The organism is Streptomyces sp. NPDC005423 (assembly GCF_040606415.1).
GTDB lineage: Bacteria > Actinomycetota > Actinomycetes > Streptomycetales > Streptomycetaceae > Streptomyces.
On the sequence record NZ_JBEXET010000046.1, the window covers coordinates 38,238 to 57,409 of the forward strand.

Genomic DNA, 19,172 nt, shown 5'->3' on the forward strand with positions numbered 1-19,172 from the left:
TGGGCTCGGTGGCCTGACTCGGCAGCTAGGAAGCGCTTTTCCATTCCTGCTCACTCAGAGGTGCCTTGGGCAGGTGCGGTTTCTTCGGGCCGAGGAGCATAGGGATGAGCATGTCCGGTGAGAAGAGTCGGGTGGCTGGCTTTTCCAGGCTCATCACGTCCAGCAGTGCGCTCAGGGCACGGGGGTTGCGGGCGCCGGTGGAGACGGCCTGGTCGACGAACCGGGCGAGGATCCGCTCCACGGCGGTGGGTGGTGTATCCGTGGCGCCGGGGTAGAGGGCGTCCTGTCCGACGGCGAGGTCCCAGGCGGCGGCGACGGGGCGGGCGGCGGCTCGCTGGAGGAGTTTGGCGGTGCCGGGTGCGGTGATGCTGGTGGTGTTGAGGATGTCCCGGACGGCTATCGCGCATTGGGCGGCGACGGTCAGGCCGTGGCCGTAGACGGGGTTGTAGGCGGCGATGGCGTCGCCGAGGACGGTGAAACCGTCGGGCCAGCGTCGCGTTTTCTCGTAGTAGCGGCGGTGGTTGGCGGTGCTGCGGGTGGTGGCGATGTCTCCGAGCGGTTCGGCGTGCTCAAGAAGCCGGCCGATGACGGGGTCGCCGAGATTGCGGGCGAAGGCTTCGAAGGAGCTGAGGTCGCCGGTCGGCTCTCCCCCGCGGGTTCCGGCGAGGGTGACGATCCACTGGTCGTCTTCGATGGGCAGGATGATGCCGCCCTGGCCGGGGGCCTTGGCGGGGTTGGCCTGGACGTTGATGAGCGGGAAGTTACGGTCGGCGGTGGTGCCCGGGGCTCGGTAGAGGCGGGTGGCGTAGGCGACGCCGGCGTTGACCTCCCGTTCGGGGGGCTTGGGCAGGCCCAGGCGTTCGAGCCATGCCGGAGTGTGGGAGCCGCGGCCGGAGGCGTCGACGACGAGGTCGGCGTCCAGGGTGAGTTCGTCTTCGCCGGTGCTGACGTGGAGGCCGGTGACGCGGGTGGCATCGCCGACGAGTCCGAGCGCGGTGGTGTTCTCGCGGAACGTGACGTTCTCCAGGGCGCGGACGCGGGTGCGCAGTACGGAGTCGAGGAGGTCGCGGGAGCAGACGAGATTGCGGTGATGGGTCGCGGTGAAGCGCCGGAACCAGACTTCGTTGGGTGCCCGGGAGACCATGTCGCCCATGATGTGGATCAGCCGGCCGCCCTGGGCGACCACGTCGTCGGTGACGCCGGGAAGCAGGTCGTTGAAGGCTTGTACTCCGCCGCTCCACACCAGGTGGGCGTGGCGGGCTTGTGGGACGCCGCGGCGGGGTTCGGGTCCGTCGGGCAGCAGGTCGCGTTCGACGATGGTGACGTCGGTGAACTCGGCCAGGGCGGCTGCCGCGAAGAGCCCGGCTGCGCTTGCCCCGATGACGACGGCGGTGGGTCGGCTGTTGGTGGCATTACGAGGCATGTGTATCGGCGCTTTCTGTGCCGGTCACCCGCTGGCGGATGCCGTCGACTAGGCGAGGATGGTGCAGGACCTGCGCGATCGTGTCGATGTGCTCGTGGATGTCCGTGCCGAACTCGAGCTGCCGGTCCGTGAGGGTCTCGGGGCGGGGCACACCGGCGCGGTGGGCGTCGATGGCCGCGCGCACGGTGACGGCGCGGGCCACGTCGCGGGCCTTCTCCTCGGTGTAGCTGGAGGGTGCCGCTTGGTGGGCTCTTTGGTAGAGGCCCTGGTCGAAGTAGGGGACCAGGACACGCAGCGCGTCGTGAATGCGCTGCTGGCGCTGTACCAGGCGGAGGTCCAGCGGCATCCAGAGGCCGAACCGGGCGGGGGCGGAGGAGGGGGTCACCTCGCGCACGGCCCGCCACAGGGAGCGCAGACGCCAGTACTCGCGCCGGTCACGGACCCATTTCTGTTGGAGGGGGCCGGCCTGGGGAACGATGAACCCCATGGCAACGAGGATGCCCGACAGGAGCGCGAAGGGCGGTGCGATGTTGGTGCTGAGTACGTCCCAGTCGCGGCCCGACCAGCGGGCGCCGATCGCGATCAGTTTCACCACGTCGAAGACGAGTCCGGAGGCGAAGCCGAGCTGTAGGAAGACGACGCCCGATCTCAGCCAGCGGTTCTCGACCTCGGGGAACCACTTGATCAGCATGTAGGTGGCGACCAGGGACGTCGCCATGTGGGCGCCCAGGTACAGGAGGATGTGCTCGCTCATCCAGGGGGTGCTGGCGTAGTAGGTGTCGAGGTCGTAGATCCTCGGCTCGGGCACGCGGGCCAGCAGGAAGGTCACCCACAGCATCACGATGATGCCGGTGTAGATCCAATAGATGAGGCGCATCCGGCGCTGGCGCCCGGCCGAAGGCTCCTCCCGCCATCGCATGATCATGGTGAGGGCGGTGGCGCCGAACGCGGTCAGGAACGAGTAGGCCCAGGGCGAGGCGATGTTGGGGACGCCGGTCCACTGATTGAGGCGTTCGATGTTGACGGGGGTGATGACGACGAGCACGGCGGTGGCGAAGCACAGCAGGAGCGTGGTGGCCTTGACGTTGGGATCTCGCCAGGCCCGCATGATGGTGGGCAGCTTGAGGAGGAGGGCGATCGCGAGGAACGCGGTGGGGAGGGCGTACGGGATGTGGAAGTACGCACTCACGACAGGCGCCCGCCGCGGTTGAGGAGGGAGAGGTTTATCCGGCCCTCGATGGTCGCGTCGCTGACCGGTCCCTGCGCGTACTCCCCGGTCATCCAGGTGCGCACCGCCCGGCCGAAGAGGAGGCCGAAGGTCTCCGCGTCCACTTCGTGGTCGTCGGCGGAGTGGGCCCGGGCCGTCACCGTGAGGACGGACTCCCTCGACGCGTCGTACTGGTCGAGGATCTGTTCCACAGCACGCCGCACAGTTTCGGGCGACTGCGGGGCGCCTAACGTGCGGGCGGCCGCGGGCATCCCGGCCGTGTGATGGCCCGCGTTGCCGTCCTCCTCGTGCCACAGTTCGTGGCCGAGGATGACGAACTGGGCCGCGGGAGCGGTGGCTGCCTCGACGACGATGAGGGAACGGCCCCCGAAGTCCAGGCGTACGCCCGACATCCCGGCTTCCGGAGGGAACGTGTGGAACTTGAGCTCGATGGGCCGGCCTTTGCGGACACTCATGGCCCGGCAGAACTCCTCCATCACGGCCCGGGGTTCGGCCGGACGCTTAAGTGAATTCGACACCTCCTCCCCTAAGTCGCTGAGCAGCGCCTTCATCGCCCTGGTGCTCATGTGCCGGACTCACCCTTCTGCGGCAACACCGATTGCAGCACTCCCTTGAGGACCCGTTCCAGCTGATCCCGCGTCAGGTCGCCGTCCTGCCTCATGTGCGCGCTTTCCACTCCGTACTCGCGCATGAGCTGCGACAGAGGATCGGTGTCGGGGCCTTCCAGCTTCTGCAGCACGGGAAGCAGTACGCGGTTGAGCGCCTCGTCGGCCGGCGCGGTGAAGAAACGCTCGCCACCGTCGACGCGGAAGTACGCCGCCAGATGGTGCAGGAGATCGACGTTGGGCATCTTCTTGCCCTCGCAGACGCTGCGCGCCCAGACGTCGGAGATCCCCAGCGCCTTGTGGAGATCAGCGGCCAGGTTCTTCATCTCTTTGCCGGTGTCGGCGAGATAGGCGTCACTGACCACCTTCATACGAGCGCAGACACGGTCGGAGACCGTATCGGGCGTCGGTTTACCGCCCTTCACCAGGCGTCTGACAACGGTGACCGGCAGGGCCGTCTTCGCGGCAAGAGTCTGCACGTCGAAGACCTCCGCGCGGTTCAGGCCCCGGTCGGTGATCAGCTCGTTCAGACGTCGCAGCGTCTCAGGCAGTGATGTGGATGGCTCCAACGAGGTTCTCCCTACGGGCCCGTGGGGGCGGCGGCTCCCGCACATGTGCAGGGCAGCGTACGTGCAAACGCCCCCGGTTCACAACGATCGTTTCTCAGCTGCACGCGATCGTTAGATTTCCAGCGTTCCCCCCAGATAGGGGCAGACCCGCGCCCAGACTCCGGCGAGACGGCCCCTTGCACCCGACGGGCTACACCAACGATCGTTCGGAAAATCAGAACTGTCGTTGACACCCGGCGTTTGCGCGTAGCAATATCACCGGACGGCGGAGGTGAATCGTCCGGCTACCGGGCGTGATCACCATCGCCGGTGCTGTCCTGACCATGCCTCCACCACAGGGAGACACCCCTTGCACGCGCCACGCGCGCCGAGCGGCACCCGCCCCACGCAGTGCCGTTCCTGCCCGGACACCGCCGGGCACCCTCTACTGCTCCTGGGCGTCCCTTCCCCCTAACCAGGGAACGCCCAGGAGTACCGGGCGGGGGCCGTCCAGCGTCGCAGGACCGGCCCCCGCCATCGGCCACACAACCGTCGTCTGCTCCGCCAGCCGTGCTCACGCATCCGGCCCCATCCGCGTATGCGCCAGCGTCACCGAGCGGTCAGTCCGCCCGGAAGACAGCGCGTGCAGCATCGTCCGGCATCGCAGACCGGCCGCCGGACCGCCTCATGCGCCTCTCCCGCCGCCCCACTCCAGGAAGGAAGCGCTCGTGAGCAAGTTCCCACTGAAGAACGGCCGCAGGCCAGGCCACCGGAGAAGCCGGTGGCGCGCCTTCCCGGCCACCCAGACTCCCCCGCCCCGGATACCGCCGGTCCAGGAGCACCTCCCAGTGCGGGAACCCCAGGCCGCCCTGTCCGCCCTGGTACCGGACCTGCCCGAGGAGCCCGAGCCGGTGAACCTGTTCGGAGTCGCCGCGGGCGAGGTCACGAACCCCGCCTTCGACCTCAAGCGGCTCCGCCGGGTCCGCTGCACCGACGCCCCGCCGGAGAACAGCCCATGAACAGCATGGCGTTGAGAACTCACAGGCTGTCGGCGTCGGACTGGAACGCGTGGGCCTGTGCTGTACCGCCGGGCGCTGTCCATCCCGCCGAGAGCGCGCGCTTCTGCGAGGCCGTCGACCCGCGCCCGGGCATGACCGCCGTCGATCTCGCGTGCGGAACGGGCCAGTGGACCCGCCAGCTCGCCTCCTGGGGCCTCACGGTGACCGGCTATGACTTCTCCGACGAAGCCCTGCGGCAGGCCCAAGCGGCAGCCCCCTGCGACAGCCCGTCGTACGCGCTCTGGGACATCGTCGCCGACCCGATCCCCCGCGATCTGGCACCCGGCAGCTTAGATGTCGTCACATGCCGCTACGGCCTGCCGTTTCTCGAACCGGGCCGACTCCTCACGGACGTGGGGCGCTGGCTGAGGCCCAACGGCGTCTTTTACGCGCTCGTGCAGGTCAACGGACGAGCCGACCGCGACGTCGCCGAACGACAGCTCCGCAGCCCGGATTCCGCAGAGCCGACCGCGTTCGATCTCGGACTCAAGGAGGGCGAACTAGGCACGATCGGTGCCGGCTGGACGCGCAACGAGGTGCGTCCCCTCGCCTGTGGTGACTACACGATCGTCCTTGGTGGCTACGACGGACCTGCACATCCGACTGCGCCGACGGCGGACGGCAGCGCGGCGTCAGAGATCCGCCCTGCGCACGTAGTTGACGACGGCGCATGTACGCGGCCGGTCACCCGGGCCGCCGTCTTCGGATGCGGTCGCGCCAGCGGTCCTTCGGGCCTGCAGCCCGTCGTAGCCCTCGCCTGCACCGCACAGGTCTGAGAGGCCTCCTTGACTGCTCCCGGCTCGCACGGCGCCCGCACCGGTCGGGACCGGGAGCCACAGGCAGGCCGGCGTGGCTGGCTAGGCAGCCACGCCGGCCCTGTACGTGTACGCATCGAGCGCCAGGCCCCCGCATTCACGGGCTGAGGAGAATCCATGTTCCGTTCCCGCCAGCCGCAGACGAAGGCCGCCTTCACCTGCCCCGCATCCACACACAAAGGGCGCTGCACGCTGGAAACCGTCGCCGCGAAGTCCACCACCAAGAGCGCCACGGTTATCAACACGGCGGTCGTTGTGCACGGGGCAATCTCCGAGAAGGACTTCACTGACGTCCGTACGAGCCATCCCGGCCGCCACATCACGCTCGACGACAACGTTCTTGTCCTCTGGCCTGGCGGGGGTGCCTAGTGCCCGCGCGCAGGCCCATCTGCCAGAAGGAACAGACCAGAACGCAGTCGGCCATGTCGCTGACCAGACGGCTCCTCATACCCGCCGTCGCGGTGGGTCTGATGCTGGCGGCCGCTGGATGCACGGACGACGGCACCTTGCGCAGTGGCGTGATGACGGCGGTCAGCGGCTCAGCCTCCCGCGAGCAACAGGGTCTGGCCAGCACGCCGCTGGCTGAACTCCAGGGCCAGAACGACCTCACGCTGACGATCACTTCGGCCGAGCGGGATCCGGCCGGATACCTCACGGTCCGCGGCGATCTGCGCAACGACGGGTCCCAACCAGCTGTCGTGCCCGCCGAGTTGCGCGGCGACGAACTCGCCGTCCTAAAGACCGGACCGTCACTGGCTGGGGCCACCGTCACCGACTTCGCGCAGCGCAAGCGCTACTACGTGCTGCGGGACACGAGCGGCCACCCCCTCACCATGACCGGGCTGACCACGCTGAAGGCCGGTGAGGACGTCGACGTCTTCATGCAGTTCCCCGCGCCGCCGGCGAGCACGACGAAGGTCGGCTTCCAACTGCCCCTGTTCGACACCGCGACCATCACAATCTCCGGATGAGGTGAGGTGACCATGCGCCCGATCCGGCCCCGCCCCGCGATTCTGGTGCTCGCCCTGACCGGCCTGACCGTGGTGCTCAGCGCGGTCCCGCCCGGAATGGAGCAGGCAGCCGCCAGCCCGTACGGGAGCGGCTCCGGCCTCGCGCTGCGTGACGGCGGGGTCCTCGCGCCGCCCCGGATTCTCGGTATCGGCTCGGATCCTGCCGCTCTCAGCCAGGTTGTCGGGGACCAGGACGGCTCGGAACGCCGCAGGGACACGAACGAGGACGTGACGTACGAGCTGCAGGCCGAGGTGCTGTTCGCCAAGGACAGCGCACAGCTGGGCACTTCGGCCCGGGCCCGCATCGCCGTGATCGCCAGGGAGATCAGTCAGCAGCGGCCGACGACGATCCGTGTCGTCGGGTTCACCGACGATCTCGGCTCCTCCGCGCACGGCGACGTCCTGTCCCTGCGCCGTGCCGACGCCGTGCGGACCGCTCTGGCCGGCGGTCTCCCGTCGACGGCCGTCTTCGAAACCCGGGGATGCGGCGAGCGGTATCCGGTCGCGTCGAACAGCACGGAGGCCGGCCGGAGACAGAACCGGCGCGTAGAGATCTCTTTCGCACGGACAGGGAGCTGGCAACCGTGAGGTCGGAGCCGACGTGGGTGCATGGGGGCTGGGCTGGGCGAAGACCCGGGACTACGAATCCATATTCGCTACAGGAAATCACCGCCCGGACCCGAGTGCGGCGATTGAACTCGCCTATTTCATTGGGAAGTTGACTGGCATATGCGTATTCTTGCCGCTGCGCAAACGCACCATCGCAGCTCGACCAGGCCGCAGGCTGGGCAGGGCGAACAGATCCCGGCTGCGGTCTCCACGCACATCGCGTCGTTCGGGGAGACCACATGACACGAGAAGATCAGCGCATGCCACGGCTCACGGCCCTTCGCATCCGAAATCGGTGCACGGTGTCCGCGGCCCTGATGGCACTCACTGCGATCGCTGTGACAGCAGGCTGTTCATCCAGCGCCGGTGACTCGGCGAAGAAGTCGCCGAGCCCGACTACCGCGTCGCCCACGACTACGGTGTCCGCTGCCGAGGCTCAAGCCCGCAAGGACGCCATCGCCGCATACCAAGGCATGAACGATGAGCAGGTCAAGGCCTATGCAAAGTCCTCGCTCGACGGAAGCAACATCACCAAGTACGCGACCGGTGCCGCGCTGCGCGATACGAAGGACACGGTCTTCGTCAACTTCCAGAACGGCATCATCGTCAAGGGTGAGCCCAAGCTGACGATCGCCGAGGACGACGTTGCGATCGACACCAGCGGCAAGCGGGCAACCCTCACGGTGTGCTTCGACCTGAACACGTGGGAGTCGGTCGACAAGAAGACGGGCAAGAGCGTCACCCCGCCCAACCAGGTCAAGCGGTACACAACCGTCGCTCGCCTTCAAAAGCAGGGCTCCCGGTGGCTGGTGACCGACGAGAAGGCAGACAAGGCGAAGAAATGCTGAGCCGACGCGCCCAGGGAGGCGCCCTGTTAGCCGCACTCGTCCTGGCGTTTGGAGGCGCCACCGCGTATGCGGATGGCGGCAAAGTCGTCTGCAATGAGAGAGGCCTGTGCCGTGTCGTCGCCGACGACACCGTCTCCACACCGGGCCAGTCCGGTGGCGGCCAACAGGCCTCGGACGGCACTGCCACCAAGCCCAAGTGCTACGACAGCCTCGTCGGCAACCAGGAAGTCCCCTGCTATCTGAAGAACTACGGCTACTGGGCCAACGGCCGCAACTGCTACTTCCAGCAGGCCGACCCCCAACCGGCCGCGGGCGATCCCCGCTGGGATGGCCATGACCCCGCCGACGGCGCCGTCTACGACGCGTACTGCCCCGACAACCCGAACATGAACAGCAGTTGGTTCGCCCAACCACCGGCCGGAGGCCCGGCGGTGGACCCCGCGGTGCTGGCCCTGGAGGCCGTCAAGAAGATGACGCTGCGCGGCCCGGACATCGCCAACCCCCGTGCGGCCGGGACATACACGATCGGGGTTCCGATGTGGATGTGGGTCAACCAGAGCGCAACAACGTACGGACCGCAGTCCGCGACGGCGACGGCCGGGGCCGTGACCGTCACGGCGACCGCGAAAGTATCGAAGATCGTATGGCGGATGGGGGACGGCGCCACGGTGACGTGCACCGGCCCCGGCACGGTCTACGCGGCCTCCGCCGGTATGAGCAAGTCTCCGACCTGCGACCACCTCTACACCACGACCTCGGCCGGCGCGGACGGCGGCAAGTACCAGGTGACCGCGACCTCCACATGGACGATCGACTGGCAGGTCACGGCCGGCGGCGGACAGACCGGCCAGCTCACCGAAATCCGGCAGACCCAGACGCAGGTGGCGATCGGCGAGCTCCAGGTCGTCAGGTAACGCCATCGGAAGGATGAACGTTGAGCAAGACCCAAGAACTCACAGGGGCAACGAGCGCGAGCAGTGTTCCCCAGCAGGGGCAGGTGGCCGCACCGGTCACTCCGCCGCGGGTGTCGGCCCGCAGGCGCCGGCCGGGCGTGATCGCCCTGTCGCTGGCGCTGATCGCTGCCGGTGGTGCCGGGGTGGCCGTCCTGCTGCTTCAGGTCGGCCACCGCACGCAGGTGGTCACCGTGGTCCGCGATGTACAGGTCGGCCAGGTCCTCACCGAACAGGACCTGGGGACAGCCTCGATCTCCCTGGACCCGGCGGTGAAGGCCGTACACGCGGACGACGTGAAGGCGGTGGTGGGCAAGCGGGCTGCCGTGGAGCTGAAGCCCGGTTCACTGTTGACGCGATCACAGGTGACCAAGGACTCGCTGGTGAAGGCCGGCGAGCAGTTGGTGCCGATCGGGCTCAAACCCGAACAGGTTCCCGCCACCAGCCTGGTGCCCGGCCAGAGAGTCGAGCTGGTTCACGTTCCCGCGCAGGGCGACACAGACACCGACAAGACGTCCACCGCTCCGGAGACGATCACCGGACGCGTCGTGAAAGCGTCCGCAGCCGCCCCCGGCACGGGGATCGTGGTCGTCGACGTCGCGACCTCCGCTGCTGACGGTCCGACCGTCGCCGCGTGGATGTCGGCGAGCGCACTACGCCTGGTCCTCACCGCTCCGGACGGCAGCTGATGGGCATCATCGCGCTGGCCGGCTGCACCGGCGCACCGGGAGTGACAACCAGTGCACTCGCGCTGTTGCTGTCGTGGCCGCTGGAGCCGGGCCGGAAGATGATCCTGGCGGAGTGCGACCCGGACGGTGGAGCCGTGCTGCATGGACTGCTCCAGGGCACGCTCAGCGACCGGTACGGGCTGCGCAACCTCTCGGTGGCGGCCCGCAAGGGGGAGTTCGGCGACGCTTTCTGGCGCCAGCTCATCGCCCTGAACGGCACGGACGGCAAGGACGGACAACCGGAGTCACCGCGTGACCGGCTGCTGCTGCCCGGCATCACCGACCCCGCCCAGGCGGCGAGCCTTGGCTCAGTGTGGAAGGGCCTGGCGGCCATGTTCCGGGGCATCGAAACCGACCACGGCCACGACGTCCTGATCGATCTCGGCCGCAGCGGCGCCTTCGGCCTCTCCGGGGTGCTGGCCGAACAGGCGGACGCGGTCATCGTCGTCGTGCGCAACACGCTGCGCAGCCTGCAGGCCGCGCAGGCCCGGGTGACGGCGCTGGAAGAACGCGTCGGAGACGTCGGCCTGCTGGTGATCGACGAAGGCCCCTACCCTGCGGGTGAGGTGCAGCGGGTGCTGCAGGTGCCGGTGGTGGCGACACTGCCGTACGCGCCGCAGGAGGCCCGGGTGCTGTCCGACGGCGCCGAGCAGTCCCGCCGCTTCACAAAGTCGCCGTTGATGAGGGCCGCCCGCACGAGCAGTGCCCTGCTGGTGCAGCGGGCCGCCGTACGCCGTGCCCGACTCGATCAGCGCCGCCCCTTCGCCGGCGGGGAGGTGAACCGTGGACGCTAGGCCTCTGCACCCCGATCCCTCCGTGACTCCCCCGCCCGGCCGTCCTCAGCAGGCGAAACGGACTCCGGCCGGAACTCCTTCGAGTCCGCACGCGGTGGGCGCCGCAGCACCGCAGATCACCGTCGATTACCAGGCTGCACGGGACATCGCGGCCCAAGTCGCTCGGCAGCGTGAGGAGTTGCTGAAGACCGCGCCGGGCATGGACCGGGACAGCGAGGAGCAGCGCTGCCTGGACTGGATCAACGAGGCGGTCGCGCTGTGGTCGGACGCGAACGCTATGACGCCCGCGGAGGACGGGACGCTGCGGCGTGCCGTCTACGACTTGCTCTACCGGGCCGGGCGGCTGCAGCCGTATCTGGACGACGATCGGGTCGAGGACATCATCATCCAAGGCCCGAACGAGGTGTGGCTCGACTACGGCGACGGCTCACGCCAGATGGTCGGCCCGATCACGGACTCCGAGGAGGAACTCCTCGAACTGGTCAGGGAGTTAGCCCGCGACTCCGGACACACCGAGCGAACCATCTCCACCGCCAACCCCACCCTCGCCCTCTCACTGCCTGACGGCTCCCGCCTCCAGGCGATCACCGGACTCGGCCCGATGACGTACGCGGTCATCCGCCGCCACCGGGTCTCCCACGCCAACCTCGACGATCTGGTGCGACTGGGCACGATCGACCCCATCCTGCGGGAGTTCCTCGGCGCCTGCGTGCGCGCGGAGAAGAACGTCATGATCGCTGGCAAGCAGAAGGCCGGGAAAACCACACTGTTGCGGGCCATGCTCCGCGAGTTCGGCCCGGAGTGCCGCTTCGCCACCATCCAGACCGAGGACGAACTGTTCGCCCACAACAACGGCTACCACCGCCAGGTCGTCTCCCTGGTCGGGCGCGAGTCCAACGGGGAGAAGGACGTCACCGGCCGCGGCGCCGGCGAGATCACCCTGCTGGACCTGATGCATCCCGCGCTGCGGATGTCGCTGGAGCGGATCGTGGTCGGCGAGGTCCGCGGCCCCGAAGTCGTCGCCATGATGCAGGCGCTGACGAACGGCTCGGGCGGCAACCTGTGCACCATCCACGCGCGTCGCCCCGACATCATCTTCGACCGGATCGCCGAACTGTATGCGCTGGCCCAGGGCAACTTGTCCGAGCAGCTTGCCTACCGGCAGACCGCCAACGGCCTGGACTTCGTTGTGTTCGTTGACATGACGGATGAGACGCAGATCGGCGGCTGCCGCCACCGCTACGTCTCGCACGTCCTGGAGGTGACCGGGATCGGCGAGTCGGGGCGCCCGGCGACCAATGAGATCTTCGCTCCGGGTAGGGAGTTCGGGGAGCTGCGGGCGGTGCCGCGGATGGATCCGGGCTGCGTGGATGACCTGCGCCGCGTGGGCTTCGACTCCGGACTGCTCCAGCTGGCTTACGGGGCTTGGGAGAAGCCGCTGGAGCTGAAGGTTGGGGCGGGCCGGTGATCTTGTTGTGGGCTCTTCTCAGTGGCATGGCTGTCATCGGCGGTCTGATCGGCGTCTTCGCCGGCGTGGTGGGGACGACGGCGCCGCGCTGGGCCCCGTTGCGCGAGCGGTGGAAGACGGCGCGCGGTGGAACGGAGCAGGGCGGGGATGTCCGGCTGCGGCGGCGCACCCTGACCATCGGGGCAGTGATGGTGTTCGTGGCCGTGTGGCTCCTCTCCGGAAACTTCGTGGCCGCAGCCCTGCTGGGTGCGGCGGTGGTTGGGGTGCCGTGGCTGATCTCGCCGGCGCAGATCGCGAAGGAACGCATCGGGCAGTTGGAGGCTTTGAGCGAGTGGACGCAGCGGCTGGCCGGGTTGCTGCGGTTGGGTATGGGCCTGGAACAGGCGATGATCACCAGTCGTCGCGGTGCCCCGGAGGAGCTGGCCGGGCAGATCGTCAACCTCTCCGACCGGCTGCGCCTTGGCTGGCGGCCCGAGGAGGCCCTACGCGCGTTCGCCGACGAACTCGACGACATCACCGCCGACAAGGTGGCGGCCGCGCTGATCCTGTCGGTCAATGACCGCGGTCCTGGCCTCGCCCAGGGGCTGGAAGACCTGGCGGGCACCGTCCGCGAAGAGGTCGCCGGCAAGCGGAAGGTCGAGGCGGAGCGAGCCAAGTCGCGGACGACCGTGCGGTGGATGACCCTTATCACCCTAGGCATCGTCGTCGCCGGGTTCTTCGTGCCGTCCTTCACCCGCCCCTACAACACCCTGCTGGGCCAACTGGTGTTGGCGTTCCTGACCGCCGGATTCTTCGCCACGCTCGCACTGATGCGTTCGCTCGGCACCTTCCGGCACATCGCCCGGTTCCTCAGCACCGATGCGCGCAGCGCCGTCCGCCTGCCCACACCCGCTCCAGAACCGGCCGGGGAACGCGAGCTGGAAGGGGTCGCACAATGAATCTGCTTCCCGAACTCCTTGCCGGGGGCACCGTGGGCGCCGGGGTCGCCCTGCTGGTCCGTGAACTGCTGCAGCCACAGCCCGCGTTGGCGCCGGCCCTGCAGCGCACCGGTCCGGCAAGCCTGAGCATGCCCGAGCCGGAACTGGACCAGGAGGAACGGTGGGGCAGGTGGCTGCTGGCCCACCTGGGGCATCTGCCCGGCGTACGGATTCCCGCTAAGGACCTCGCCCTGCTCGGTCAGGGGCCGGGCCAGTTCATGCTGAAGAAGTTTGCGCTCGGCGCGCTCGGCCTGCTGTGCCCCGTACTGGCGTCCGTCCCGTGGATCATCGCGGGTGTCTCTCTGCCCTTCTACGTCCCCGCAGCTGCCGGACTGGCTATCGCCGCCCTGCTGTTCATCACTCCCGACCTTGCCGTACGTGACCAGGCCAAACGGGCGCGGGAGGAGTTCGCGCACGCCCTGTCCGCCTACCTCGACCTGGTGGCGCTCAAGCGGGCCGCCGACGCCGGACCGGCAGAGGCGCTGGAGAAAGCCGCTGCAGTCGGGCGCGGCTGGCCGTTCCTGTATCTGCAGAGTGCACTGCGCCGGGCCCGGCTGGAGAAGATCCCGCCCTACCAGGCACTGTCCGAACTCGCCGAAGAGTACGACCTGCCCGTCCTGAGCGATGTCGCCGACATCATGCGCGGCTCGGCCACCGACGGCGCCGCCGTCTACAAAGCCCTGCGGGGCCGCACCGCCGCACTGAACACCGAACTCCTCGCCGACCAGGCCGCCGAAGCCAACGCCGCCAGCGAGAAGATGACCGCCCCCGGCGCTCTTCTCGCCGTCTTGGTCATGTTGCTGATGGCTTTCCCCGCGGTGATCCGCATGCTCACCGTCTGACCCGTTTTCGATCTTCGAACTCGCTCAACTTGGTGGAGGAGCACGCCCGATGAAGTACACCGCATTTAGGTCCTACCGCGCCGTCCGCTGGCTGGCCACGCGCCTGGAGGAGGCCTCCAGCCAGCCGGACCGTGGCGATATCAGCATCACCACCGTCATCATCTGGGTCGCGGCCGTCACCGGCGCCCTGCTGATCGCCGGCACCATCGCCGTGGTGATCTCCAAGTACAACGGAAACCTGAGCGGGATCTGATGCCGGGCGGCGCCCGTATCCGGGCCTGGTGGCACGAGCGGCGCTGGTGCGATGACCGCGGCGACGCCTCCATCCAGATGGCGATCGTCTTCCCGTTCATCCTGCTCACCACGATCGCCGTCATCCAGGCCTCTATGTGGTATTACGCCCGGGAGATCGCCCTGACCGCGGCCCGCGAAGGCCTCACCGCGGCCCGCGCCTACCAGGCATCTCCCGCCGACGGTACGGCCCGGGCGCAGGAGGTCCTCGCGCGCAGTGCCGGTGACAGTCTGCGCGGCTACGGCGTCTCGGCCAGCAACGACGGCCAGCGCGTGCGAATACAGGTGTCTGGTACAGCCCTGTCCATGATCCCCGGCCTGTCGGGCCTCACAATCACGCAGTCGGCGTCAGGGCCCCTCGAACGCTGGACGACTGCAGGGGGGTGAATCCGTTGCGTATCAGGGCCCGTTGGAAGCGGGCGGCCGGCCGGGACGAGGGCAGTGTCGCGATCGAGGCCGCCATCGTCCTTCCGCCGCTGATCATGTTTCTGTGTCTGGCGATCGCCGGCGGACGCCTCGTCATGTCCAGCGCGAAGATCGACGCGGCGTCCGAGGACGCGGCGCGGGAGGCATCCATCCACCGCACCGTCGCCGCCGCGCAGGACGCCGCGCACACGGCCGCCCTCGAGTCTCTGGACGATCAGGGCATCACGTGTGCGTCCGCCAGCGTGAGCGTGAACACCGGCGGCCTCGACGTGCCTGTAGGGCGGGTGGGAACGGTCACCGTGACCGTGAGTTGCACGGTGAATCTGTCGGATCTTCTGCTTCCGGGAGTGCCCGGCGCCCGGACGCTGACGTCGACGGCAACGTCGGTCGTCGATCAGTACCGGCAGCGGGGGGACTGATGATCGCGTGGCTGGCAGGCCGGTATCAAGGGCGGCTGGACGACCGGGGCGGGGTCACCGTGTTCGTGGCCGTGTGTGTCGTCGCGCTGATCGGCATCATCGGTATCTCCGTCGACGGCGGCAGCAAAATGCGCGCCACCGAGCGCGCCGACTACATCGCCGGTGAAGCCGCCCGCGCGGGCGGGCAGGCCATCGACCCGGCGCAGGCTATCCCCGGTAAGGCGATCGTCGTCGACCCCCAGGATGCGCAGGCCGCCGCTCAGGCCTATCTACGCTCGGCCGGTGCGACGGGATCGGTCAGCGTGTCCGAGGACGGCAAGACGCTGAGCGTGACGGTCACCGACAGCTATGCCACGAAGTTTCTGCCCGTGGCCGGGATTGGCTCTCTCGCGGTGACCGGCCACGGCGAAGCGACTCTTCTGCACGGCGTCACCGCACCTGAAGGAAACTGAATGCGCACTCCCCATCCCCCCGCCGCCACGCGCTCCCTGACGGCCCGGATCGTCACGGCGGCCGGCAGCCTGCTGGTCCTGGTCGGCGCGGTTGCCGGGCTGCCGCTGCTGCTGGCCTGGGTGACCCCGCTCTTGTGGGCTTCTGGCCGCGACGACCTCACCCACTTGCTGGACCGGCAGGACACCGGCGGGGCGTTCTTGCTGCTGCTCGTTGCCGTGGGCTGGATCGGGTGGGCGCAGTTCGCGTTCTGCGCGATAAGGGAGTTGAGCGCGCAACTGCGCGGGCGATCCTGGCACGCCCCGCGCGGGCTGGGGGTCTCGCAGCGCGCCGCGGCCGTTCTGATCGGCGGGATCCTGGTGCTGCTGCCGACCGGCTCAGCGCTAGCCACCCCCGCGCAGGCCGCGCCCAGCACCACAGCCGTCCAATTGCCGGGGCAGATGGGCGCGCAGAGCGCCGACGCAGACCGTTCGGCGTCGGCCGCCGACAACACGCAGGACGCGACGTACACGGTGCGCCAGGTGCGGCCAGCGGAGAGCCTGTGGAGCGTCGCCGAGAAGGAACTCGGCGACGGCGAGCGGTGGCGGGAGATCGCCGACCTCAACGAGGGCCGCATCATGGCGGACGGCGAGGTCTTCCGCGCGAACAGCTTCCTGCAGCCCGGATGGCAGCTCAGGATGCCGCATGCCGCCGCCACTGCAGGAGGTCTCCGTACGCAGTTGGGCGACGCCGCCCCGGCTGCCGTCGACGGCAGTGAGCACGTCGTCACGGTCCACCCGGGCGACTATCTGTCGAAGATCGCGCAGGAGGTGCTCGGTGACGGCAACGAGTGGCCGCAGCTGTACGCGGCCAGCCGCGGCAAGGCGCAGCCGGGCGGCTTGCCCGCCATCTCCGATCCGGATGTGGTCTTCGCAGGGCAGCAGGTCACCGTGCCCGGCGTCCCCTCCGACCAGCATGCACCGTCGCGCGAGGGGGACGATGACGCGAAGACGGGCGGCCAGGAGGTCACTCCCCCGGCCACCCAGACGCCTGACGGTCAGAAGCCGGACGATGACGCGGGGGATGAGCAGCAGGCACCACCGCCGGGAACCACCACGGCGCCCGCGCCAGAGTCCAAGCCCTCCAGCATCCCGAGCAGCCGTCCCGCCGAGCAGCCCGGGCAGGAGCAGTCTTCTTCCGCGACGCCTACGCCCGGCACCAGCTCCGCCGCCTCTGCTGCCTCTCCGTCGGCGTCGGCCGAGGCGTCGAGCTCCGCTGCCTCCTCCCCCACTGCCATGGCGTCCGCTACGCCGGTATCGACTCCGGCTGGCAATCCGCTGAACCTGCGCACCGTTCTCGGCGCCGGCGCACTGTTGGCGGCCGCCATCACCGGTGCTCTAGCGCTGCGCAGGACGCTGCAGCGTCGCCGCCGTAGGCCAGGTGAGACGATCGCCATCGCACCGGAAACCTCTCCGGCCGAGGCCCAGTTGGCGGCGGCCGCCGAACCGGGCGGCGCGGTCCGCTTGGACGTGGCCCTGCGCACCATGGCCTACCAGATGGCTCAGGAGGGAGACGAGGCGGACCTGCCGCCGCTGCGTGCCGCGCGCATCGGTGCGCGCGCGGTGGAGGTGCTGCCCGAGGACCTCTCCCAGGAGCCGCTGGCGCCCTTCACCTCCGGGCAGGCGGGCTGGTGGGTCTTGGCCACCAACGCCGATCTCCTGGACGAGGAAAGCGCCCGCCAGGTGCCGGCGCCGTATCCGGGGCTGGCCACGATCGGCAGTACCGAAGCGGGTGACCTGGTCCTGCTCAACCTGGCCCGCGTGTCCGCCGTGCTCCTGGACGGCAACCCGGTCCACATCACCGAGGTGTGCATCTCCCTCGCCCTGGAACTCGGGATGAGTCCGTGGGCGAGCGATGTCGAAGTCGTCACCGTGGGGTTCGGCGAGGACCTGCCCCACCTGCTGCCCACCGCGCGCATCGCGCACATGCGGCAGCCTGCGCACGCGCTGCGCGATCTGAGCGAGCGGCTGCTGGAAGCGCACCAACTGCCCGAGACCAGTCACCAGCCCTATCTGCTGCTGTGCGCATCGTCGTTGGACGCGGACGCGGCCTGGGATTTCGCCGAGGTCATCGACAAAGCAGGAACGGTGCCCGTCACCCTGATCGCGCCGGCCAGTACGGCGGCCGCGCACTTCCCCGAGGCGGAGATCCTCAACGCCTCACTCAGCACACCACAGCATCTCGACTCCGTTGGTGCCGACATCACCGTGCAACGCCTGGAGCACGCCGCCTATCTCCAGATCACCGACGCGCTGACGTTGTCCGCCCAGTCAGCCCACCCGGCCGAGGGTCCCTGGCAGGACGTGCCGGACGAGCCGGACAACGTGGAGGCGCCCCAACCGGCCGCGCCAACGGAGCCCACACCCGCAGCCGACGATGCCACCACGAGCCCTTCGTCGCCGTCGACAGCGGACCGCGGCAGCGCAATCTTCCCGGCCCTGCTCGCCGTCACCACCGACCCGTCCGGACTCCGGCTGCTGCCCACCGCTGAAACGCCGCCTCAAGCCGAGGCCGACGTTTCGGGTGCCGGTTCAGCAGGGTCCCCCGTCGTGGAGGTCCCGGAGGCTGACAACCGGGACGACGGTGAGGACGTGCCCGTACCGAAGGCGAAGGAGGAGTGCGAGCCGCATGACCTGCACGCGCCGGAGATCCGGGTACTGGGTCCGGTCGAAGTGACCGGCGTGGAACGCACCGGCCACGGCCCGCGGATGGCACAGCTTGCCGCGTTGCTGTACTTCCGGCCCGGACGAGGCGCGGATGCTCTGTGCTCCGACATGGATCCCGTCAGCCCCTGGTCGTCCACCACTCTCAACGCCCGAATGCAGGGCCTGCGCAGTTCCCTGGGCAACGACTCCGCCGGCAACCCCTACGTGCCTCGCCGCAAGGCTGGCGACGATCCCTACCGACTCTCCCCCGGCGTGCGCTGCGACTGGAGCCGCTTCCTGCAACTCGTCGAACGCGCGCTGCCGCAGGGACCGTCCGGCCTCTCCGATCTCGAGCGGGCGCTCACTCTGGTGCGAGGCCGGCCGTTCGGCGGCAGACCACTGCCGTGGGCGGAGCCCTACCAGCAGGAAATGATCACGCGCATCGTCGACGTAGCGCACACCGTGGCCACCTACCGCACCCCTGCTGGCCCGCACCACGATCTCAGCGCGGCCCGCCGGGCCGTTGCGACGGGCCTCGACGTCGATGACATGGCGGAGTTGCTGTATCGGGACTGGCTTCGGATCGAGCACTCGGCCGGAAACCGGCAGGGGCTGCACACTGCCATCGCCCGTGTTCAGCAGGTCAATCGGGCGTTGGACTGTTCACTGGAGATAGAAACCGAGCAGCTCATCAACGACCTGCTCGGCATTTCGCCTTCTCTCCGGGCCCAGCGCCCATGACTCCGACACGATCGGCACCCTCCGTCTCATCCCCGGCCTCCTCACTTACGTCCCATCCGCAGGTCAGGCCCAGACCAGACGACGGTTCAGCGCAGCCAAATTCCGCACCGCCCGCCCGGCACGGCACAACGGCCAGCCTCAGTTGTGCTCAGCGAGGCGTCGCCGCCGTGGTCGTCACCGGTGCGGTCGTCATCGCCGGCATCGGCTTCGCCGGTTCGTACGCCGCCGTGCGCGAACTCGCCCTGAAGAAGGGCTTCG

22 protein-coding genes are annotated in these 19,172 nt (G+C 69.0%); 18 read left to right on the forward strand and 4 right to left on the reverse strand.

What is annotated here, in order from left to right:
- Positions 1–25: 25 nt before the first annotated feature.
- From ABZT12_RS32890 to ABZT12_RS32905, 4 genes are read right to left on the reverse strand one after another with little or no spacing between them, the layout of a single operon-like run.
- The gene (locus tag ABZT12_RS32890; RefSeq protein ID WP_356391377.1) at positions 26–1,423 is read right to left on the reverse strand and encodes an FAD-dependent monooxygenase; all 1,398 of its coding nucleotides are present in this window, start codon (positions 1,421–1,423) and stop codon (positions 26–28) included.
- Positions 1,413–2,612 carry an MAB_1171c family putative transporter gene (locus ABZT12_RS32895; protein ID WP_356391379.1) on the reverse strand — a complete coding sequence of 400 codons (1,200 nt, stop codon included), beginning with the start codon at positions 2,610–2,612 and terminating at the stop codon, positions 1,413–1,415. The genes ABZT12_RS32890 and ABZT12_RS32895 overlap by 11 nt, the downstream gene beginning before the upstream one ends.
- The gene (locus ABZT12_RS32900) at positions 2,609–3,217 is read right to left on the reverse strand and encodes a toxin (RefSeq protein WP_356391381.1); all 609 of its coding nucleotides are present in this window, start codon (positions 3,215–3,217) and stop codon (positions 2,609–2,611) included. The genes ABZT12_RS32895 and ABZT12_RS32900 overlap by 4 nt, the downstream gene beginning before the upstream one ends.
- Entirely contained in the window at positions 3,214–3,825 is a 612-nt protein-coding gene (locus ABZT12_RS32905) for a hypothetical protein (RefSeq protein WP_356391383.1), read from the reverse strand. The genes ABZT12_RS32900 and ABZT12_RS32905 overlap by 4 nt, the downstream gene beginning before the upstream one ends.
- Positions 3,826–4,532: 707 nt before the next feature.
- Here ABZT12_RS32905 and ABZT12_RS32910 point away from each other — a divergent pair.
- The 18 genes from ABZT12_RS32910 to ABZT12_RS32995 form a co-directional block, all read left to right on the forward strand.
- Positions 4,533–4,823: a hypothetical protein gene (locus ABZT12_RS32910; RefSeq protein ID WP_356391385.1), complete on the forward strand. Its 291-nt coding sequence runs from the start codon at positions 4,533–4,535 to the stop codon at positions 4,821–4,823.
- Positions 4,820–5,638: a class I SAM-dependent methyltransferase gene (locus tag ABZT12_RS32915; RefSeq protein ID WP_356391387.1), complete on the forward strand. Its 819-nt coding sequence runs from the start codon at positions 4,820–4,822 to the stop codon at positions 5,636–5,638. Before ABZT12_RS32910 ends, ABZT12_RS32915 begins: the two co-directional genes overlap by 4 nt.
- 156 nt (positions 5,639–5,794) lie before the next feature.
- The gene (locus ABZT12_RS32920; protein WP_356391389.1) at positions 5,795–6,046 is read left to right on the forward strand and encodes a hypothetical protein; all 252 of its coding nucleotides are present in this window, start codon (positions 5,795–5,797) and stop codon (positions 6,044–6,046) included.
- Positions 6,047–6,099: 53 nt separating this feature from the next.
- The gene (locus ABZT12_RS32925; protein WP_356391391.1) at positions 6,100–6,648 is read left to right on the forward strand and encodes a hypothetical protein; all 549 of its coding nucleotides are present in this window, start codon (positions 6,100–6,102) and stop codon (positions 6,646–6,648) included.
- Between the two features lie 12 nt (positions 6,649–6,660).
- Entirely contained in the window at positions 6,661–7,275 is a 615-nt protein-coding gene (locus ABZT12_RS32930; protein ID WP_356391393.1) for an OmpA family protein, read from the forward strand.
- Positions 7,276–7,613: 338 nt separating this feature from the next.
- Positions 7,614–8,144 carry a hypothetical protein gene (locus ABZT12_RS32935; protein ID WP_356391395.1) on the forward strand — a complete coding sequence of 177 codons (531 nt, stop codon included), beginning with the start codon at positions 7,614–7,616 and terminating at the stop codon, positions 8,142–8,144.
- Complete coding sequence (locus ABZT12_RS32940; protein WP_356391397.1) at positions 8,138–9,058, forward strand: ATP/GTP-binding protein; 921 nt, start codon at positions 8,138–8,140, stop codon at positions 9,056–9,058. The genes ABZT12_RS32935 and ABZT12_RS32940 overlap by 7 nt, the downstream gene beginning before the upstream one ends.
- 20 nt (positions 9,059–9,078) lie before the next feature.
- A complete protein-coding gene (locus ABZT12_RS32945) occupies positions 9,079–9,783 on the forward strand; it encodes an SAF domain-containing protein (protein ID WP_356391399.1) in 705 nt (234 codons plus the stop codon).
- Positions 9,783–10,616, forward strand: coding sequence for a hypothetical protein (locus tag ABZT12_RS32950; RefSeq protein WP_356391400.1), 834 nt, complete (start codon positions 9,783–9,785; stop codon positions 10,614–10,616). Before ABZT12_RS32945 ends, ABZT12_RS32950 begins: the two co-directional genes overlap by 1 nt.
- On the forward strand, positions 10,606–12,084 hold the full coding sequence (locus tag ABZT12_RS32955) for a CpaF/VirB11 family protein (protein WP_356391401.1): 1,479 nt from the start codon (positions 10,606–10,608) through the stop codon (positions 12,082–12,084). Before ABZT12_RS32950 ends, ABZT12_RS32955 begins: the two co-directional genes overlap by 11 nt.
- The gene (locus tag ABZT12_RS32960) at positions 12,081–13,022 is read left to right on the forward strand and encodes a type II secretion system F family protein (RefSeq protein WP_356391414.1); all 942 of its coding nucleotides are present in this window, start codon (positions 12,081–12,083) and stop codon (positions 13,020–13,022) included. The genes ABZT12_RS32955 and ABZT12_RS32960 overlap by 4 nt, the downstream gene beginning before the upstream one ends.
- A complete protein-coding gene (locus tag ABZT12_RS32965) occupies positions 13,019–13,903 on the forward strand; it encodes a type II secretion system F family protein (protein WP_356391402.1) in 885 nt (294 codons plus the stop codon). Before ABZT12_RS32960 ends, ABZT12_RS32965 begins: the two co-directional genes overlap by 4 nt.
- A 49-nt stretch (positions 13,904–13,952) precedes the next feature.
- Positions 13,953–14,156, forward strand: coding sequence for a hypothetical protein (locus tag ABZT12_RS32970; RefSeq protein WP_356391404.1), 204 nt, complete (start codon positions 13,953–13,955; stop codon positions 14,154–14,156).
- Positions 14,156–14,581, forward strand: a complete 426-nt coding sequence (locus tag ABZT12_RS32975) for a TadE family protein (RefSeq protein ID WP_356391406.1) — start codon at positions 14,156–14,158, stop codon at positions 14,579–14,581. Before ABZT12_RS32970 ends, ABZT12_RS32975 begins: the two co-directional genes overlap by 1 nt.
- A 5-nt stretch (positions 14,582–14,586) precedes the next feature.
- On the forward strand, positions 14,587–15,039 hold the full coding sequence (locus ABZT12_RS32980) for a TadE family protein (protein WP_356391408.1): 453 nt from the start codon (positions 14,587–14,589) through the stop codon (positions 15,037–15,039).
- A complete protein-coding gene (locus ABZT12_RS32985; RefSeq protein WP_356391410.1) occupies positions 15,039–15,491 on the forward strand; it encodes a pilus assembly protein TadG-related protein in 453 nt (150 codons plus the stop codon). The genes ABZT12_RS32980 and ABZT12_RS32985 overlap by 1 nt, the downstream gene beginning before the upstream one ends.
- 120 nt (positions 15,492–15,611) lie before the next feature.
- The gene (locus ABZT12_RS32990; RefSeq protein ID WP_356391412.1) at positions 15,612–18,914 is read left to right on the forward strand and encodes a hypothetical protein; all 3,303 of its coding nucleotides are present in this window, start codon (positions 15,612–15,614) and stop codon (positions 18,912–18,914) included.
- Positions 18,915–19,081: 167 nt separating this feature from the next.
- Positions 19,082–19,172: DUF2637 domain-containing protein (locus ABZT12_RS32995; protein WP_356391416.1), on the forward strand; the 91-nt coding region annotated here is incomplete at its 3' end.

Bases quoted from the DNA above. Each gene is read 5' to 3' on its own strand.
- ABZT12_RS32925 (WP_356391391.1), top strand. From the start codon at position 6,100: ATGTCGCTGACCAGACGGCTCCTCATACCCGCCGTCGCGGTGGGTCTG.
- ABZT12_RS32930 (WP_356391393.1), top strand. From the start codon at position 6,661: ATGCGCCCGATCCGGCCCCGCCCCGCGATTCTGGTGCTCGCCCTGACC.
- ABZT12_RS32900 (WP_356391381.1), bottom strand. From the start codon at position 3,217: ATGAGCACCAGGGCGATGAAGGCGCTGCTCAGCGACTTAGGGGAGGAG.
- ABZT12_RS32890 (WP_356391377.1), bottom strand. From the start codon at position 1,423: ATGCCTCGTAATGCCACCAACAGCCGACCCACCGCCGTCGTCATCGGG.
- ABZT12_RS32920 (WP_356391389.1), top strand. From the start codon at position 5,795: ATGTTCCGTTCCCGCCAGCCGCAGACGAAGGCCGCCTTCACCTGCCCC.
- ABZT12_RS32950 (WP_356391400.1), top strand. From the start codon at position 9,783: ATGGGCATCATCGCGCTGGCCGGCTGCACCGGCGCACCGGGAGTGACA.
- ABZT12_RS32935 (WP_356391395.1), top strand. From the start codon at position 7,614: ATGGCACTCACTGCGATCGCTGTGACAGCAGGCTGTTCATCCAGCGCC.
- ABZT12_RS32915 (WP_356391387.1), top strand. From the start codon at position 4,820: ATGAACAGCATGGCGTTGAGAACTCACAGGCTGTCGGCGTCGGACTGG.
- ABZT12_RS32940 (WP_356391397.1), top strand. From the start codon at position 8,138: ATGCTGAGCCGACGCGCCCAGGGAGGCGCCCTGTTAGCCGCACTCGTC.
- ABZT12_RS32965 (WP_356391402.1), top strand. From the start codon at position 13,019: ATGAATCTGCTTCCCGAACTCCTTGCCGGGGGCACCGTGGGCGCCGGG.
- ABZT12_RS32975 (WP_356391406.1), top strand. From the start codon at position 14,156: ATGCCGGGCGGCGCCCGTATCCGGGCCTGGTGGCACGAGCGGCGCTGG.
- ABZT12_RS32970 (WP_356391404.1), top strand. From the start codon at position 13,953: ATGAAGTACACCGCATTTAGGTCCTACCGCGCCGTCCGCTGGCTGGCC.
- ABZT12_RS32985 (WP_356391410.1), top strand. From the start codon at position 15,039: ATGATCGCGTGGCTGGCAGGCCGGTATCAAGGGCGGCTGGACGACCGG.